Here is a 17,599-nt window from a genome sequence, read left to right as displayed (position 1 = left end):
TCAAACGGAATGGTAACGTTATGTTTGGATTAGAGTGTTCAAAATTACCAATCAAAGTAGCGCCATCATCAAGGATGGCGCTACTTCTTTGTGTTAACTTAAACTAGCAAAAACTGGCCGTTAACATTCCAAAAGCTAGGTCCCTCATTAACTAGCTGTGTGCTAATCCTTTAATAAACCTAAGCTAACTTATTGAGTGCTAGTATGTTCTTTTTTTGTATACCGATGAGGTGTCATCCCACTATGCCGTTTAAAGACTTGGCTAAAATACTCTGGGTTATTGCCGAAGCCGACAAGTTTAGCGACCTCATAAACCCGATAGTCTTCAGCCAATAACTGCTTAGCTTTTTCCATGCGGAATTCCACTAATTGCTGGTTAAACTTGTTGCCTGTTTGTTTAAAATAGGCTTTTCCAAGGTACTCAGGATTGAGAAACAGTAAATTTTTGGAGATCCAGCGTAAGGATAAATCTTCATTGTTAAAATGTTCTTCAATAATTCGGTTAAGGCTAGCGGCAATGTTTCCATCTGTGGAGCAGTTAGCCTCTTTTACTAGGTCAAAGATCGACATCACCAAGTAGTGCAATTCTGCTACGGAGCTAGAAAGGACGATCTTAATGGACAATTCGCTGGCCAGTTTATCGGTTTGAATTTTATATTGAGCAATCAGTTTTGTAATCAAGTCGTTGCATTCAATTTGCAGCAACTTTACCGGATAAAGGATGTCCTGGCAGGTTGTAAAAAACTGTTGAATGGCTAATTGGCCTTTTGTAAATTCAGCAGATTCGATTAAGGTCAAAATATCCTGACGAAAGGTTAAATACAACTGATTGTTTTTTTGTGCTGAGCTGGCCTGGCTTAATTGTTGAGCGTTTAAGACTGTAATATGGGTCACATAAAATTCTTTTTCAAAGGCTTTTAGGCCACCGCGAAAGGTGTCGTAAAGTTCAGCGATTTGGATAAACTCGGAGTGGAAAATGGTGCAACGGGGTAGTTTATCCAAAGGGAGTTGTTTTATCAATTTTTGCCCATGATAGGCGTCAGAAAATACCACATAATAAGCGGCTTTTTTGATGGAACCAGATAGGGAGTCAGCTTCTGCTAAATAATGATTAAACCATTTGGATAGCAGATGATAGTTTTTCGAATCGAATAGAATCAAATAAAAAGGGGCGACTTGAATGGTCGAAACCGTCGTTTTATCTAAGATCGTGGCTTCAATAACTTGTTGTAGACGGAGCTGTTGCATCTGATCAGTTTCTGCCACTAGTTCCAAGCTGTCCAGCAAAGAGCGCCTTAATTCATCTGGTTGACAAGGCTTTTGGATAAAATAACGAACACCCAACTCCATGGATTCTTTGGCATATTCAAAGGTACCAAAGCCGGTTAAAACGATGATTTGGGTTTGGGGATTGGTTTGGCGAATCAGACGAATCAGCTCAATGCCGTTAATAACTGGCATGTTAATATCGGTAATAATAATGTCCAAGGCTTGAGTTTGACTAAAGGCCAAAGCCTCTTCAGCAGAGTAGCGCGTTGTGATGGCCAAATTTAATTGAAAGCCTTGGATCATAGCAGTAATGCCATTGGCAATAATGGGTTCATCATCAACAACTAATATTTTTTTCATGGGAATCACTCCGATCATTCAATGGGATAGTTAAGGTGACCTCTGTTTGGTTAAAAGGACTGGAATGAATGGTCAAGGGGGTCTCCAGTTGATATTTAACTGTCAAACGAGCGGCAATATTTTTAAGGCCAATACCGTGATTGGCGTCTAAATCTAAGTGATGGTCAGAAAAGCCAGGCCCATTATCTGAGACACTGATAATTAAACAGTCAGCTTTTTCAAAAATCTTCAATTGAATCAGGCAGGGCGTGGACATCTTTTCGACAGCGTATTTAAAGGAATTTTCAATCAGTGGCTGGATGATTAGTTTGGGAATCACCTGACTGAGGTCATCGATTAAAATAACTGGAACAAAGGTAAAGCGATGTTGAAACCGGATAGATTGAATGGCGATATAAGCGTTGATTAAATCAAGTTCATCTTCAATGGTAGTGGTGGTCGATGAGTTGTCGATTTTCTTCTTAAATAGAAAGGCTAAAGAAGTCACCATTTGGGAAATTTCTGTTTCTTCTTTGTTTAAGGCCAACCAGTTAATGGAATCCAGTGTATTGTATAAAAAGTGTGGGTCTAGTTGGGCTTGTAGTGCTTTAAATTCAATTTCTTGGGCTAAGATTTTGGCTTGATAGTTTTGGGAAATCAATTGATCAATCTCTTCAATCATTTGTTGATAACTTTCGTAAAGAACGCCAATTTCATCGGTTTGATTAAGGGAGTCAATTCTTTTTAATTGACTTAAATCTTTATTTTGTTGAAAGCTCGTCATATTACTGGCTAACTTGTTTATTGGTGAAATCAGTGAACTGATATAATGATTAATAAGGGCGATAATGCCGATAAATAAACTAAGTGTGGTTAAAATGATGACCAGTTCAATATGAGTGATTTTTTGTAAGACATCCTTATTAGGCTGTAAAGAATAGAAGGTAAAGGCGCGATCGGTTGAGTGATTTTCCACAATAAAATACTTTTCGCCTTCAAAGCGGGCCACTCGATAATTGGGTGTTGGCAAGCTAGGCTTATTAATCAGTTCAATATAGCGATCAAAGGTCGCAGTGGCTAGTTTTGAGTTAGTGTAATAGTGATCTTGATACTCCAGAATAAACAGTTCACTGGAAGTGGGTGGTTTTCGTTCATTTAAAATTTGCTCAATAAACGAGGTGTCCACGGTTAAAATAATCGTGCCTAAATAATCGAGTGCTAGTCGCTTCGTGTTAAAAATTTTACGAGCATAGACTGCCCGACTAAAGTTTTCCGAGAAAAACCATTGGCCTTTGCTAGGGCCGTCAGGCAACGAGTCAACAATCGCCTTTACAGATAAATTATCAAGGAGATGATTGGAATCGGCCATAAAATTCACCTGATTTTCTTGATGGGTGTTAAGCAAAAAGACGCTGCGAATATCTTTTTCATCCAAAACTAAGGCATTAATCAGCAGTTGCATTTCTTGTTTAAGCTTAATTTTATCGCTGGTGTCCTTAGGTTGGTTCGCTTGTACGAGACTATTTTGTAACGAGTCATTGCCAATCAATTTATATGAGAAATTTTCAATGGCCTCAAAATGTTCGTAGAGATTAGCACTGGCAAAGGTGATTTTGTCATGGTTACTCTCATAAATTTGTTTTGAAAAAAAGAACCAAAAGATTAGATTGATAATAAGTAAAACTGAAAGGGAAACACCACCAATAAAAAAGACCGAGAGCTTCAGTTTTTGGCTAAACGACAGGGAATTAAAGCGATGGCTGATTTTTTTCTTCACGCTCATCCCTCATTTACTAAAGTGGGGAACTTTTCTAAGGCAGAGACCACTGTTCCGTGATAAATAGCATACCCAATAAGCAGAGGTAAAGAGGCTCCCAGTAAAACTGGTAAGACAGACTTAAGGGAAAGAACGAGGAGACAGCCAAAGAAGCTAAGGGCTAAAGCCAAGCTTTTACCAGGAAAGCGGAAAAGTAAAAAGACCGCCAGCTTAATCGTTGTACCAAACGAAGAGCTTGGAAATTCCACTAGATTAAACAAACTGAGCAAATAAACAAAAACTAACACCATGGCCATAGCTAAGTAGAGCGCTCGCATAACCAATTGATCGGGAAAGTAGACAAGGCAGATCCGATAATTGACTAAAAGCAGACTCCCGAGACCATAAAACAACAGTTGAACCAGTGAACTAGCTTTGAAAAAGTATCGGTAGTCATTGGCGAAGTCTTTGAAACTGGTACTTTCTCTCTTGGTTATCAAGCGCTGACAGGCTGCTAAAAGGGCACAGGTTGCCGGGCCTACGCCAAAAACTACCAGACCTAAAAGGGTAAAACACAACCATAGTAGATTGAGGTAAACAATCGAACTAATCGTTGAAAAAAGTGACATCATTCCATTTTTAATCGTTGTCATCATAAACTCTCCTTTAGCTTTATTGTAAGCGATTTTAAAATTAGAATAGCACAAAAATAGCGATTTACCTAATAGGGTTTTTAGTCATTTTTTTAGAGAAAATCGCCACCAATAGAAATGAAAGCTTGATACTATGCCATTTAGTCAGCTTGAAGTTAACGAAAGATAAAAAGCAATGAAAATAAGATATCCGAATTTTGAATGTTTTTATCTGTTTTTTACATTCCCGAAAGCAGTTTGATGACATAGAATAAGGGTGTAAGCGATCACAAGAAGAGGAGATAGCAGATATGAAAAAGATAGGTAAATTAGTCATGACCGCCTTAGTTGCTGGCAGTATCTTAACAGCCTGTGGGTCTAAAAAAGAAGAAACAGCCTCCACCGATGGCAAAAAGAAAGTGTCCTTTGTTTGGTGGGGAGCGGAAGTCCGCCACGAGAAATACATTAAGGCCATCGAGTTATTTGAAGAAAAAAATCCTGATATCGACATCGAGTTTGAATACTCTGCCTGGGATGATTACTGGAAAAAGCTAGCCACAAAATCAGCCGCCGGTGAATTACCAGATGTCATGCAGATGGATGCGGCTTATGTGGCCCAATACGGGGTTAAAAACCAGTTATCTGATTTAAATGAGTTTGTTAAAAGCGATGGGGGAATTGATGTTAGTCAGATTGACACTAGTTTGATTGATACTGCCCGTTTAAATGACAAACTTTACGCCATTGCCCCAAGTATGAACGCCATGTCGATGATCACGAATCCCCAACTATTAGAAAAAGCGGGTGTGACCTTTGATTATGACAGTTGGACCTTTGAGGACATGGCCAAAGGTGTCAGTGCGGTCCATGATAAAACAGGCGGCTATGGCTGGATTGATGTCTCGGATAATTCAGTCTTACTCCAGTATTTTTTAAGAACCAAAGGAGAAGAACTGTACGAATATGATAAAGATGGCAAACCGGTACTGGCTTTTTCAAAAGAAAATTTTGTTGAGTTTATGACGACCATTCAAAAGCTAGCGAAAGCCGGTGCTTTGCCAACTGCCGAAGTGGTTAATAACCTAAAGAGTTTTGATGAAAATCCCTTCTCACTAGGAGAAGCTGGCGTGCTACAGTCATGGACCAATCAATACGTCACCTATCAAGAATCGGCTGGCGAAAACGTGACCTTTAGTTTGGAATTACCTTATGATGCCAAAGAGACAGGGGCCTTGTATTACCGCCCAACCTTCTATTACTCAATGTCGCAAACCTCCAAAGTAAAAGATGAAGCGGCTAAATTTATTGATTTTATTGTCAACGATCCAGAAGCGGCCAAAATTATCGGCACAGAACGTGGCATTCCTTCTAATAACAAAAATAAAGAATTACTTTATCCCGATATGTCAGATACCGAAAAAAGAACGGCGGATTATTTAACTGATGTGGCTGAGATTGTCGGCGAAGCTTCTCCTGTTCCGCCAATCGGCTATTCAGAATTAAACAATCACTTCAAAGATTTATACGCTGAAATTACTTACGATACCATGACACCAGCAGAGGCTTATCAAAGTTTTGTGGAAAAAGCGGAGGAAATTTTTGCAGAAAATTATACTGACTAATGAATAGGGTGAAAAAATGAAGTTCTTTAAAAAAATGTCCAGTGACCGGCAGGATTTGGTCTCAGGCTATCTGTTTATATCGCCGTTTATTATTGGCTTTTTAATGTTCATCGTCGTACCTATGGGAATTTCATTGTTTATGTCCTTTCAAAATTACGACATGTTAACCGAAGCCAAATTTATTGGCTTGGATAACTTTAAAAAAATATTTTTTGATGATCCAAAGTTCAGACAATCTTTAAGTGTGACGGTGCGTTATGTTATCATGGCCGTGCCGTTGAGATTGATGATGGCTTTAGCTGTGGCGATGTTAATCAATCGCCCGTCGAAGTTATCTGGTTTATATCGCGTGCTGTTCTACATCCCGTCAGTTATTGGCGGGAGTGTGGCAGTCTCCATTATGTGGCGGAATATTTTTGGCGATGCCGGCTTAATCAATGGCTTGCTAAATGCTGTTGGCCTTGACTCGATATACTTTTTTAAAAATCCAACAACGGCGCTCTTAACCTTAATATTACTGGCCGGTTGGCAGTTTGGCTCTTCCATGCTAGTCTTTCTTTCGGGCTTAAAAAATATTCCCATCGACTATTATGAAGCAGCTCAAATCGATGGTGCCAGTAAAGTGCGTCAGTTTTTCAGCATTACACTGCCTTGTTTAACGCCGATTATTTTCTTTAATTTGGTGATGCAGACGATTCAATCATTCTTGACCTTTACCCCAGCCTATATTATTTCCAATGGCTCTGGTGCCCCTCGGAACGGCACCTTGGTCTATTCGCTGTACGTCTATCAAAAAGCCTTTGCCGATTTTAAAATGGGCTATGCTTCAGCTTTAGCTTGGGTTTTGTTAGTCATTGTGGGAATCGTTACCTTGATTTTATTTGCAACATCAAAATTTTGGGTATTTTCAGAATCAGAGGAGGTGTAACCCGTGGTAAAGACAAAAAAACAAAATTATGTGGTGGATGGCCTGATCTTATTAGTAGCGATTCTCTTGCTGTATCCCGTCTTTTGGCTGATATTTAGTTCCTTTAAGCCTAATGGGGATATCTTTAAAACGGCCACAGAGCTTTTCCCACGAGAATGGACCTTGGATAACTTTGTAACAGGCTTTCAAGGGATTGCCGGGATTAAATTTTGGCATTATATCTTTAATTCATTGCGAATCGCCATCATTGCCACCATCGGAGCGGTTTGTTCATCAGCCGTCATCTCTTACGGCTTTGGCCGGATCAGATTTAAAGGCAAAGGCTTTTGGTTTGCCTGTGTCTTAGTTACGATGATGTTGCCGGCAGAGATTATTATGGTGCCCCAGTATCTCTGGTTTAACAAATTGAACTGGGTCAACACCTTGTTCCCAGTGACTGTTCCATCTTTCTTTGGACAAGCTTTCTTTATTTTCTTAATGGTTCAGTTTATCCGCGGGTTACCTGTGGAGCTGGATGAAGCTGCTAAAATGGATGGTTGTGGCCGAGTAGGAATCTTCTTCCGAGTGATTTTGCCATTGATTAAACCATCATTGGCCACATCTGCCATCTTTTCCTTTTACTGGAAGTGGGAAGAACTCATTGGACCGATGCTCTATTTAACGAAACCAGAAAAATACACGGTTTCAATCGCCTTAAAGCAATTTCTGGATTCATCCAGCAGTTCCAACTGGGGGGCCATGTTTGCCATGTCAGTGGTCTCATTAATTCCCGTGATCGTGATTTTCTTTATGTTCCAAAAGTATATCGTTGAAGGCATCAGTACGACAGGGTTGAAATAGACAGGATGTGGCTTAGCGTCACAGTGAAAGGATAAAAAAATGAAAAGAAATCATAATATTGTGGAACATGCCGTTGAACGTCAGACGATTGTGGCCAATATTCATAAAATGATGGCTAATTTAACAACCATTAAAGATGATGGCGAGTTTTTGATTCATTTTGAGGAGCTCGTCGTGGATGATAAAAGCTGGCACGTTTGGAATTGGCCTCAAGGGGTCGGTTTATATGGTATCTATAAATACTATCAGTTAACCAAAGATGAGCAAGCCTTAAAAATTGTCACGGACTGGTTTGAAAACCAATTGCTGATCGGTGCTCCTCCTAAAAATATCAATACGATGGCCCCTTTATTGACCATGGCCTTCCTCTACGAAGAAAACCGTGACCAGCGATTCCTGCCGTATTTGGAAACCTGGGCAGAGTGGGCCATGTCAGAATTGCCTAAAACCCAAGAAGGGGGCTTTGAACATCTAACATATGGCCCAGAAAATGTCGAACAACTTTGGGATGATACCTTGATGATGACAGTTTTACCCTTGGCTAAAATTGGCATGCTTTTAGGGGAGAACCGTTATATTGAAGAGGCCAAACGACAATTTATGTTGCATATTAAGTATTTAGCAGACCGACAAACCGGTCTGTGGTACCACGGCTGGACCTTTGAGGGCCATCATCATTACGCCGAAGCCCTCTGGGGGCGAGGCAACTGCTGGGTGACGATTGCCATCCCAGAGATTATTGACATTTTGGAACTACCAACTGGCGATGGTTTCAGAGCCTTTTTGGTAGAAACTTTAAATGCTCAAATTCAAACGTTGGTTGCCAATCAAAAGGACAGTGGCTTATGGTCCACTTTGTTGCTTGAGCCAAGTTCTTATGAAGAATCATCGGCAACTGCTGGTTTTGCTTATGGAATTTTAAAATCAGTCCGAAAAGGGTATGTGACGCCTGCGTTAAAAGCCTCAGCAGAAAAAGCGATTCAAGCCTTGTGTCAGGAAATTAATGCTGATGGAGAAGTCCAAAAAGTTTCAGTGGGAACGGCCATGGGAGCCGATTTAGATTATTATCGCAATGTCCCAATAACGGCCATGCCATACGGGCAATCCTTAGTTGTTTTAGCTTTCGCGGAATATCTGTATGATTTTATCTAGTTGAGTTAGAAGCAATTCACTCTTTTGAGGGTGATTGCTTCCTTTTTTGAAAGAGCTAAAAATGCGAAGGGTTAACTGAATGAAAAATGGGAGGTAATCTGGTGAAAATTTTATTAGCGGGTGATTCAACAGTTGCGGACTATCCTCTGTCTCAGGCACCTATGATGGGTTGGGGGCAGGCGTTAAAGGGTCTGTGTTCGGAGCTGGAAGTGATTAATTATGCCAAGTGTGGAGCGACAACGGCTTCTTTTGTTAGTGAAGGACAGTGGGCGTCTCTCTTAAAAGCAGTAGCCCCAGAGGTCGTGGTGCTTATCCAATTTGGTCATAACGATCAAAAGAGTGAGAATGGTGTAACGGCCAATGATTTTTACCGAAATTTGACAGAGATGGTGGCCCAGGTCAAACAAAGAGGGGGACGACCCGTGCTCTGTACGCCAATCGAAAGGCGACAACAGATTCAAGGAGAGTGGTTTAAAAGTCTACAGCGAGAATCCTTGATCATTAAAAACGTAGGCAGTGAGACAGAGACTCGTGTGTTTGATTTAAATAGCTATAGTTTTTTACTGTATCAATTAACGGAACCAAAGGTCGTTGAGACTTATTTTCTCCATATGGGAACTCATCCTCATTATCCTATGGGACTGTCAGATGATACCCATCTGTCGGAATTAGGAGCAGAAAAAATCGCTCGTTATGTGGCCAATCGCCTTAACGAATTGTCAGCAGCCAATCTTTTTGACAGCTATTATTACGGGGCTTGTATGTATCCTGAAGTGATTGATCGGGAGACCCTTCAAACAGATATAAAGCACATGAAGAAAATTGGCATGAATTTGGCCCGGATTGGGGAGTTTGTCTGGGGCCAGTTGGAACCGGCAGAAGGGACCTATGATGTGCGCTTTTTGGAAGAAACGTTGTCACTTTATCGAGACAATCAAATTGATGTGATTTTATGCATCCCTACCCCAACACCGCCGCGTTGGTTGACGAGGGATTATCCTGAGTGTTGTCTTAAAAATAACGATGGAACAGTCATGACCCATGGCTCTCGTCAACATGTCTGCACCAATCATCCTTATTTTCGCCAAAAAGCTTATGAATTGACGAAGGCCATAGCCAAAGTGGCAGAAAAATATGACAATGTGGTTGCCATTCAGTTGGACAATGAATTTAAGTGTCACGTGGATTTGTGTTACTGTAAGGCCTGCGAAAAAGGCTGGCATCAGTGGCTTGAAGACAACTACCACCACATTGACGGTCTCAACAAAGCCTGGGGAACGGCGATTTGGAGTGAGTCTTATGGTTCTTTTCAAGACGTGGTCTTGCCAACGACAACGCCCTTTCTTCACAATGCTAGCTTGATGACCGCTTTTCGAAAATACACCGCCGATTCACTAAATGAATTTGCCCATGGCCTTTGCCATGTGATTCGTCAGGAAACCTTTAAGCCGATTACTCACAATACAGCATTAGGCTTTAATTTGGCTAATCAAGCCTTATTTAGTGAACTGGATGTTGCTGCCTTTGATACCTATGCTCCAGCTAGCAATTACCCAGGCTATACTTTAAATTTGGATCTCTGGCGAAATCTAAAACAGGTTCCTGAGATGTTGTTGTTGGAAACCTCGACCTCCCATGCTGGACATATCGAAAATTATATTGAGCCCCACCCGCCAAAGTATTTACAAACAGAGATTTTTACGGGCTTTGCTGCCGGGCTTAAAGCCTTTACTTACTGGCATTTTCGCGGCCACCGATATGGAGTGGAGCAACCTCATAGCACTGTCGTCACCGCTTGGGGAGAGCCAGATTTAGGGTATGAGGATGTGGTTGCAGGCGGTCAACGATTGCAAGAGCTTCGCCCTTTATTAGCAGATACGGAAGTAGTGAAGTCAAAGATTGGGTTGATTTATTCCGATCGGGCTAAGCGTTTCTATCATACGGAAACAGGCGGTTTTTATGATTATCGCGAGCTGATTACCGATTATTATAGCGCCCTAAGCCATCAAGGGTTAAGCGTGGAGGTAATCCAAGAAGAGACGGACTTTTCAGCATTTGAGGTCATATTAGTGCCTTACGTCCGCTATCTTTCAGCTAAACTAGCCGCGGCCTTGCGCCACTTTACAGAACAAGGAGGTAAGTTGATACTGGGACCGATGACGGGTGACCGAACCAAAGAACATGCCTTAGTAGAGGGGGGAATCAGCTTAGCCGATTGGCTGGGCTTAGCGACGGTCACTCAGTTTAGCTGTAATCAACCGTTGACTGCTAACTATGAAGGTGAATCGATGGAGCTGTGGGGATTGATTACCAGTTTTGCCTCAACCGATCAGAGTGTCAGTCAGATCACATCTGAGTTAGCCAAAGGAAAGTCTGTCTTAGCCAAAAAGCAAATTGGTTTAGGCGAAGGGCTTTACGTTGGCGCCCAGCCGAAACAGCTGGTTGGCAATCAGAGTTGGCAGGCATTTATTCAAAAAGAATTGGCTCCTTTTGATAATAAGCAAAACTTTTTAACTATCAGTGAAGGCATTGTTTGTTATTGTCGGGATAATCCGGAGAGACGCGATTTTTATTTAGCCAATATGACCGGTCACCCTTGTGGTTATCAGTTAAAACAAACAGGACAGGACTTACTGAACTTAGTTACCTTAAGTGGCAAACAAAGCCTTGAACCATACGGAATGTTAGTCTTGTCGTTTAAAAAGTAAGAAGGAGTGATGAGATGTTTTCAATAGGTGTTCGCGGACATGACCTAAGTGAGAAACAAACGATTGCAGATTTAGGATCAGCCTTAGAAGAATTAACCATCCAGACGGTGCAATTTGCCTTTAATATGTCTTTTCCTGAACTAGTCACCCCAGTATCTAAACTAACTTCAGGACTGGCGATGGCAACTCGACAAGCATTAGCAGATAAGAACGTCAGAATAGGCGTGCTAAGTTGCTACATCAACATGATTCACCCTGATCTCGTTCAAAGAGAAGCTGCCCTCCAACGATTTGAAACCTATTTGAGTTACGCCAATAGCTTTGGCGCACCCTTAGTGGCCACAGAAACTGGTTGTGTTCATCCCGAAATTCATTACACGGCGGAAAACTACACAGAGAAAGCCTTTCAAGACGTGGTGCAAGTGGTGAAGCGTCTGACTAAAACAGCAGCGCAACACGGCACCTTGGTTGGCATCGAACCCGGAATTAATCATCCTATTTATTCGCCGGAAAAAACACTGGCATTAATTGCAGCCGTTGATGCCACCAATCTAAAAATTGTCTTAGATCCCACCAATTTAATTACCGCTGAAACTTATCAAAAGCAAGCGGACATCATTCAGAATTGTTTTGATTTATTCGGTCATAAAATTGACGTCATTCACTTGAAAGATTTTATTGTTAAAGCAGGACAAATCATACCGGTGGCCTTTGGTGAAGGCGTGATGGATATCCCTTGGTTTTTGAACTTTCTAAAAGACCAAAAACCGGGAATAACGATTATTCTGGAAGAGACTAAGGATCGAAAAATTGCAACAGCCGTTGAGTCTATGAAGGAGTGGTCTGATAGGTAGCGACCGAACCACTATGTGATGCCAATTTTCGCCATTATTTTGGCCTGAAACTGGCAAGGTGATAAAAGAAAATCAAGGAATTAGCGCAGCTGTTCAAGGGTGCTAGAAAGGTGAGCAATGATAAAAAAAGCGTTTAAGATGAAATTATTCCCAGGATGTGAAGAAACATACCGTCAACGCCACGATCAACTTTGGCCAGAGATGGTGGAACTCTTAAAAACACATGGAGCAAAAACATATTGTATTTTTTTCGATTCCGAAACAAGTTCCTTATTTGGTTACTTAGAAATCGACAATGAAGAGAAATGGTTACAAGTGGCTCAAACAGAAATCAATCAAAAATGGTGGAACTACATGGCAGATATTATGGAAACCAACGAAGACTATTCTCCAGTGAGCGTTGAGTTAACAAAGATGTTTAATTTAGAGTGAAGTTCATTGATATGACAGGCAATCCTTGCGAAATTACCACCATGCTAGGTTAGGTGTATTGTCAGGAATCGAAGCGATAAAAACAAACCACGTTACCAAGCCGTTTTAATTGTCACATTTACTAAATTATCAGGCGAGTAGTTACTTGGATAGACAGACACCCAATCGGTGAGAAAGACCTCATTCAATCCTTGATAATCCCATGCCGCTAATTGTTCAGCCGTAATTTCACAAGAAGTCAACGTATCTTTGACTTCTTTTTGAGTGGTGATTCTTTTATTTGAATCAATTTCTACCAAAGAGATCTCTTTGGTTAGTTCCCTATTTTTTACATAGTAGACATTGTCGAAAAAAAGCGTCATATTTTCTGTAACCATATAGGAGTACCCAATTCGTAATTCTTTTTTCGTGCTGTTATTTGATATTCGTAAAGAGTTCATCGGAGCCTTTAAACTGTCATCCTCGTAAGATTCCATAATGATGCTTTCTCTTTTTGAAGCGGTTATTCCTGTCAATTTCGTAGCACTGGCTGACATTCCTTTGATATCACCTAAAGAAGATCGTCTGTCGAAACTCTCTCCAGAAGCATTTCGGCTATCGTAATAAATTTCATCAAAGATAGTTTGGAATTTTATTTTCTCATAAATGGATGCTGAAATGAGAATGCCAATTAAGCAAACTAGTAGAATTAGTAATTTTTTTAGAGGATTTTTCATATGGTTAGCTTTCCTTTTTTGCGTGATCTGCATCTTCATTTTTATTATTGCTCGGGCTTTCAATGAAAGGATACGAATTAGGGGCGTATTTTTTCATCAATCTTTCTTTTTCTGTGACTTCTTGGCCGCTTTATAATCAACTACAACAAAATTTTGTGACGAATACAAGATAAAGCTACCATGCTGTTTCTATTTTTACATTTCCCAGATTTTCAGGAGAATAGTTACTTGGATAGACGGATACCCAATCCTCTAAAAAGAGCTGATTCATCCCTTGGGCATTCCATTCAGTTAATTGCTTTTCTGAAATATTATAAGTAGCTAAATAGGTTTGTACGTCATTTTTATCCTTAACAAGAATCTCTCCCGCTCTTTCTGTATCAAAGAATGAGAGTGTTTGGGAGAGTGTTTTCTTAGACACGCTGTAGGTATTATCCATGCTTAAATTGACAGTAGATGTGATACTGTAGCTAACATTAATATTTACTTTTTTCTTTTTAGAATAGAATTTTATTGATAGATTAAACATGTCTTCAGGTAAGGTGCTTTTTTGATAAACTTCTTTGGTAATTTTTTCACCATTTTCTGAAATAGAAGATAAATAATACACTTGTGATTCGATATTGGGTATATTTTCTAGTACAGAACGGGGCTTCTCAAAAGGTTCATTTGTCGCTCCAGCACCTGCATAATAAATCTCATCAAAGATATTTTGGATTTTTATTCTATTGTAACTATTTCCTACAATGAGTATACCAATCAAACTAGTTAGTAGAATTAATAACTTTTTTAGAGGCTTTTTCATATAGTCTGCTTCCTTTGTTGCATAATGTAATGTTTCTAGTAAGATAATCATGTGTAAATCTGAACGATTAATGTCAAATAGTATTACCACTGTGTCTTTATTTTTACATTTCCCAGATTTTCGGGAGAATAGTTACTGGGATAGACGGATACCCAATCCTCCAAAAAGAGCTGATTCACCCCTTGGGCATTCCATTCAGTTAATTGCTTTTCTGAAATATTATAAGTAGCTGAGTAGGTTTGTACATCATTTTTATCCTTAACAAGAATCTCTCCCGCTCTTTCTGTATCAAAGAATGAGAGTGTTTGGGAGAGTGTTTTTTTAGACACACTGTAGGTATTATCCATGCTTAAATTAACAGTAGATGTGATACTGTAACTAACGTTAATCGTCAATTCTTTCTTTTTTGAATAAAATGTTGTTGATAAACCAATCATATTGTTAGGTAGTTTATCTTCTTGATATCTCTCTTCTGTGATTTTTTCACCATTTTCTGAAATAGAGGACAAATAGTATACTTGTGATTCGATATTGGGTATATTTTCTATTACAGAACGGGGCTTCTCAAAAGGTTCATTTGTCGCTCCAGCACCTGTATAATAAATCTCATCAAAGATATTTTGGATTTTTATTCTATTGTAAATATTTCCCGCTATCAGGATGCTAATTAAACTAGCTAGTAGAATTAATAATTTTTTCATATGGTTAGCTTCCTTTGTTGCATAATGTAATGTTTCTTGTAAGAGAATCATTTGTAAATTTAAATGATTAATCTCAAATAGTATTACCATTGTGTATGTATTTTTACATTTCCCAGATTATCAGGCGAATAGTTACTAGGATAGACAGATACCCAATCTTTGAGAAAGACGTTATTCATTCCTTGATAATCCCATGCTGCTAATTGTCCATCCGTGATTTTGTAAGATAACAACGTATCTTTGACTTCTTTTTGGGTCGTTATTCTTTTGCTAGAATCTATCTCTACAAAAGATATCACCTTTGTTAACTGTCTATTTTTTACATTGTAGACATTGTCAAAAAAAATAGTGATATTCCCTGTAACTGTATATGAGTAACCAATTCGTAATTCCTTTTTTGTACTATTATTCACTATACTTAGGGAGTTCATCGGAGCGTTTAAACTGTCATCCTCGTAAAATTCCATAATTGCATGTTCTCCTTCTGGCGCAGCTATTCCTGTCAAATTCGTAGCACTGGCTGACATTCCTTTGATGTTTCCTAATGAAGATCGTCTGTCGAAACTCTCTCCAGAAGCATTTCGACTATCATAATAAATTTCATCAAAAATATTTTGGAATTTTATCTTCTCGTAAATGAATGCTGAAATGAGTATGCTAATTAAGCAAATTAGTAGAACTAATAATTTTTTCACAGGTGTTTTCATATGGTTAGCTTCCTTTGTAAGTATAATTTGTAAATTCATTTTTATCATTATTCAGGCTTTCAATGAAATTATACGAAGCGGGATAATGCATTTTCACATAAATTAATTTTTCTTGTTCAGTAAGAATTCGTTTAGTGTTTGCATTGTATGCATCTGGTCGACCTTCATATTGAGTTTGATATTGCATCTCTCCAGCAGTATATTCATATTTAGGCGCTAGATCATTCAATATTTCATTTTTAACGTAGTTATAATCAGAGTTGTCTTTAAATTCTTTTGCTCGATTCGTCTGACCATTGATTAACTCATAATAATAGTTACTTGATGCTTGGGTATAGGTGATATTTTGGTCAGTCATTCTGTGAATAATGTTTACGGCATCTAAATCTGCTTTATAGTCATCGCTACCAATACTTGGTTTTTCTGCTGGAACGGTCGTCGTATCTCCTCTCCAACCCGCGAGTTCTCCCACAGTTTTTGAGTCAAAGCGTCCTGTTATAACACCGCTCAGATTAGCTAGACGTAAATTTCCATCGAGTAGGGTAGCCATTGTAATAGACTGGTGAGTAAAATCTCCTTTAGTGCCGAAATCACTCAATTTTTGATTCCAAAATTGACTAAACTTTTCATTACTAATTTCGCCATATGCTATCTCATAATTTTTTTTAGACTGTATATATATTTCTAACCTTAATTTATTTGCTGCTACATTACCAGGAGATTGTATATGTTGCAAGTCCAAATTATAATACAATTCCTTGTATTCTTTTTCAGATAAACCTAGTTCAAATAGTATAGCCATTAAATCTTTAGGTGATTTTAGTATTTCTCCTGTATAGTGTGTAACCTCATCATAAAAGTAAACGCTTAAACTACCAGCTGTGTTTGGCCACATTAGCTGGTTTTTTAATCCCTCTCCATAGCTAAATTCTCCAAGAATTCTTGTGAAGAGGTAATCTCTTTTTTTCTGAGATAATTCTGGAAAATTCCTGTCAATTCCTTCTTTTATTTTAAAAATTTGTTTGGCGGTAATGTCATCAAACCCAAATTGATCTTGTAGCAATCGAAGATAGGCTTGCTTTTGCGCCGTCTTTTTTATTTTTGTGCTACTTTGCAGTGAAGTAAACCAACTTTTATCTGTTCCTTCAGGCAACACGTAAGTACCATCACCATTTACAATAGTGCCATTTAGTACCAAAACGGCTTGCATCGACATCCTCATGTCGTTGAGACTGTTAGTGAACAAGCCATTTGTTTGAGAGGAAAAGTCATATAGTTTTTCTAATTTCTGATTTAATTCGTCGATATCCTCTTGAATCATCTCTGACATACGTGTTAACCGTCGCTGGAAATCAAGCAAAGCATTTAAAACAACTGCCAGGGGATTTCTTCGGGTCGCGGTTCTTACTAAATTTGAAGTAAAATCAATTGATGTTTTCATGGCTCTTTTTGTCGCTATTTGTTGGGTTAGAAGGGCTTCATCTAAGTAGCCCTCGCTTGAAATGAGTTGGTCAGCCGCTTGATAGTGCTGTAAATCTTGTTCAATCGTCTCACAAGCAGTAGCAACTCGTGCAATTATTGGAATAATCAGGTCACTAAATAACCCTTCTCCAGCCATATAGGCTGCACCAGCTAATGTTTGGCCATCCACAGCCTTAATGACTTGTTGGCTTCCTGCTTTTAAGTGATTAATTGTGTCCTTTCCATTTGCTAAATTTTTTGTTAAGGCTTGGATTAATTCAGCAGACTCACGACTTGAATAAACTAAACTCAAGATAGCTCACTCCGTTTCTTATAAAGCGTTTCGCGTTCTTTATCCACTTTATTTGTCCCTTTGCGATAAGCTGCTGCTATTTGTTCCTTTGATTCGTGTAGTAATTGTCGAAATACCTGTTCTTGTTCGTCATCATGGCGCTGTTGCTCATATTTTTTAGAAGTTTCATCATGTGTTACGTCATCATTGAGCATCGCGACTGTTTGAAAGCCTCTGCGAAGATCTTCTTCTAGATTTTCCATAGCATCAGTTATGGTTCTTTCCGTATTTGTTAACTCATCCAACTGTTCTTCTTTTTGTAAAATCAAGCGATAGTATTTGGCTCGTTCTTGTTCGTTCTTTTTCCTTTCCATTTTTTTCACCT

16 protein-coding genes are annotated in these 17,599 nt (G+C 39.2%); 7 read left to right on the top strand and 9 right to left on the bottom strand.

What is annotated here, in order from left to right:
* Window positions 1–189 precede the first annotated feature (189 nt).
* The 3 genes from I6N95_RS04140 to I6N95_RS04130 are packed head-to-tail and all read right to left on the bottom strand — an operon-like array spanning window position 190 to window position 4,017.
* The gene (locus I6N95_RS04140) at window positions 190–1,629 is read right to left on the bottom strand and encodes a response regulator (protein WP_209525089.1); all 1,440 of its coding nucleotides are present in this window, start codon (window positions 1,627–1,629) and stop codon (window positions 190–192) included.
* Window positions 1,607–3,385, bottom strand: coding sequence for a sensor histidine kinase (locus tag I6N95_RS27640; RefSeq protein ID WP_209525088.1), 1,779 nt, complete (start codon window positions 3,383–3,385; stop codon window positions 1,607–1,609). Before I6N95_RS27640 ends, I6N95_RS04140 begins: the two co-directional genes overlap by 23 nt.
* Before the next feature lie 2 nt (window positions 3,386–3,387).
* The gene (locus I6N95_RS04130) at window positions 3,388–4,017 is read right to left on the bottom strand and encodes a DUF624 domain-containing protein (protein WP_209525087.1); all 630 of its coding nucleotides are present in this window, start codon (window positions 4,015–4,017) and stop codon (window positions 3,388–3,390) included.
* A 290-nt stretch (window positions 4,018–4,307) separates the two neighbouring features.
* Between I6N95_RS04130 and I6N95_RS04125 the strand changes: the two genes are divergently transcribed.
* The 7 genes from I6N95_RS04125 to rhaM all read left to right on the top strand — a co-directional run bounded on the left by I6N95_RS04125 (window position 4,308) and on the right by rhaM (window position 12,532).
* The gene (locus I6N95_RS04125; protein ID WP_209525086.1) at window positions 4,308–5,618 is read left to right on the top strand and encodes an ABC transporter substrate-binding protein; all 1,311 of its coding nucleotides are present in this window, start codon (window positions 4,308–4,310) and stop codon (window positions 5,616–5,618) included.
* 16 nt (window positions 5,619–5,634) lie between these two features.
* Complete coding sequence (locus I6N95_RS04120) at window positions 5,635–6,546, top strand: carbohydrate ABC transporter permease (RefSeq protein ID WP_209525085.1); 912 nt, start codon at window positions 5,635–5,637, stop codon at window positions 6,544–6,546.
* Between the two features lie 3 nt (window positions 6,547–6,549).
* On the top strand, window positions 6,550–7,386 hold the full coding sequence (locus I6N95_RS04115) for a carbohydrate ABC transporter permease (protein WP_209525084.1): 837 nt from the start codon (window positions 6,550–6,552) through the stop codon (window positions 7,384–7,386).
* A 39-nt stretch (window positions 7,387–7,425) separates the two neighbouring features.
* Entirely contained in the window at window positions 7,426–8,538 is a 1,113-nt protein-coding gene (gene bglB, locus I6N95_RS04110; protein ID WP_209525083.1) for a beta-galactosidase BglB, read from the top strand.
* A gap of 101 nt (window positions 8,539–8,639) precedes the next feature.
* Complete coding sequence (locus I6N95_RS04105) at window positions 8,640–11,246, top strand: beta-galactosidase (RefSeq protein ID WP_209525082.1); 2,607 nt, start codon at window positions 8,640–8,642, stop codon at window positions 11,244–11,246.
* 14 nt (window positions 11,247–11,260) lie between these two features.
* Complete coding sequence (locus tag I6N95_RS04100) at window positions 11,261–12,100, top strand: sugar phosphate isomerase/epimerase family protein (protein ID WP_209525081.1); 840 nt, start codon at window positions 11,261–11,263, stop codon at window positions 12,098–12,100.
* A 117-nt stretch (window positions 12,101–12,217) separates the two neighbouring features.
* Entirely contained in the window at window positions 12,218–12,532 is a 315-nt protein-coding gene (gene rhaM / locus I6N95_RS04095; RefSeq protein WP_209525080.1) for an L-rhamnose mutarotase, read from the top strand.
* Window positions 12,533–12,624: 92 nt separating this feature from the next.
* Here rhaM and I6N95_RS04090 read toward each other — a convergent pair whose 3' ends face one another.
* The 6 genes from I6N95_RS04090 to I6N95_RS04065 all read right to left on the bottom strand — a co-directional run bounded on the left by I6N95_RS04090 (window position 12,625) and on the right by I6N95_RS04065 (window position 17,588).
* Window positions 12,625–13,248: a TipC family immunity protein gene (locus I6N95_RS04090; RefSeq protein ID WP_209525079.1), complete on the bottom strand. Its 624-nt coding sequence runs from the start codon at window positions 13,246–13,248 to the stop codon at window positions 12,625–12,627.
* Window positions 13,249–13,423: 175 nt separating this feature from the next.
* The gene (locus I6N95_RS04085) at window positions 13,424–14,053 is read right to left on the bottom strand and encodes a TipC family immunity protein (RefSeq protein WP_209525078.1); all 630 of its coding nucleotides are present in this window, start codon (window positions 14,051–14,053) and stop codon (window positions 13,424–13,426) included.
* An 83-nt stretch (window positions 14,054–14,136) separates the two neighbouring features.
* Window positions 14,137–14,754, bottom strand: a complete 618-nt coding sequence (locus I6N95_RS04080) for a TipC family immunity protein (protein WP_209525077.1) — start codon at window positions 14,752–14,754, stop codon at window positions 14,137–14,139.
* An 83-nt stretch (window positions 14,755–14,837) separates the two neighbouring features.
* Window positions 14,838–15,461 (bottom strand): TipC family immunity protein, encoded by a 624-nt coding sequence (locus I6N95_RS04075; protein WP_209525076.1) that lies wholly within the window; start codon window positions 15,459–15,461, stop codon window positions 14,838–14,840.
* A gap of 4 nt (window positions 15,462–15,465) precedes the next feature.
* On the bottom strand, window positions 15,466–17,235 hold the full coding sequence (locus I6N95_RS04070; RefSeq protein ID WP_209525075.1) for a T7SS effector LXG polymorphic toxin: 1,770 nt from the start codon (window positions 17,233–17,235) through the stop codon (window positions 15,466–15,468).
* Complete coding sequence (locus I6N95_RS04065) at window positions 17,232–17,588, bottom strand: hypothetical protein (RefSeq protein ID WP_209525074.1); 357 nt, start codon at window positions 17,586–17,588, stop codon at window positions 17,232–17,234. Before I6N95_RS04065 ends, I6N95_RS04070 begins: the two co-directional genes overlap by 4 nt.
* Window positions 17,589–17,599 lie beyond the last annotated feature (11 nt).

The organism is Vagococcus allomyrinae (assembly GCF_017829975.1).
In the GTDB taxonomy this organism is placed as follows: Bacteria; Bacillota; Bacilli; order Lactobacillales; family Vagococcaceae; genus Vagococcus_D; species Vagococcus_D allomyrinae.
The sequence above is the reverse complement of the archived record's forward strand: the minus strand, read 5'-3'. Positions and strand labels throughout refer to the sequence as shown.

Coding starts and splice junctions, on each gene's coding strand:
- I6N95_RS04140 (WP_209525089.1), bottom strand. CDS start 1,629: ATGAAAAAAATATTAGTTGTTGATGATGAACCCATTATTGCCAATGGC.
- I6N95_RS04130 (WP_209525087.1), bottom strand. CDS start 4,017: ATGACAACGATTAAAAATGGAATGATGTCACTTTTTTCAACGATTAGT.
- I6N95_RS04125 (WP_209525086.1), top strand. CDS start 4,308: ATGAAAAAGATAGGTAAATTAGTCATGACCGCCTTAGTTGCTGGCAGT.
- I6N95_RS04120 (WP_209525085.1), top strand. CDS start 5,635: ATGAAGTTCTTTAAAAAAATGTCCAGTGACCGGCAGGATTTGGTCTCA.
- bglB (WP_209525083.1), top strand. CDS start 7,426: ATGAAAAGAAATCATAATATTGTGGAACATGCCGTTGAACGTCAGACG.
- I6N95_RS04100 (WP_209525081.1), top strand. CDS start 11,261: ATGTTTTCAATAGGTGTTCGCGGACATGACCTAAGTGAGAAACAAACG.
- rhaM (WP_209525080.1), top strand. CDS start 12,218: ATGATAAAAAAAGCGTTTAAGATGAAATTATTCCCAGGATGTGAAGAA.
- I6N95_RS04090 (WP_209525079.1), bottom strand. CDS start 13,248: ATGAAAAATCCTCTAAAAAAATTACTAATTCTACTAGTTTGCTTAATT.
- I6N95_RS04085 (WP_209525078.1), bottom strand. CDS start 14,053: ATGAAAAAGCCTCTAAAAAAGTTATTAATTCTACTAACTAGTTTGATT.
- I6N95_RS04080 (WP_209525077.1), bottom strand. CDS start 14,754: ATGAAAAAATTATTAATTCTACTAGCTAGTTTAATTAGCATCCTGATA.
- I6N95_RS04075 (WP_209525076.1), bottom strand. CDS start 15,461: ATGAAAACACCTGTGAAAAAATTATTAGTTCTACTAATTTGCTTAATT.
- I6N95_RS04065 (WP_209525074.1), bottom strand. CDS start 17,588: ATGGAAAGGAAAAAGAACGAACAAGAACGAGCCAAATACTATCGCTTG.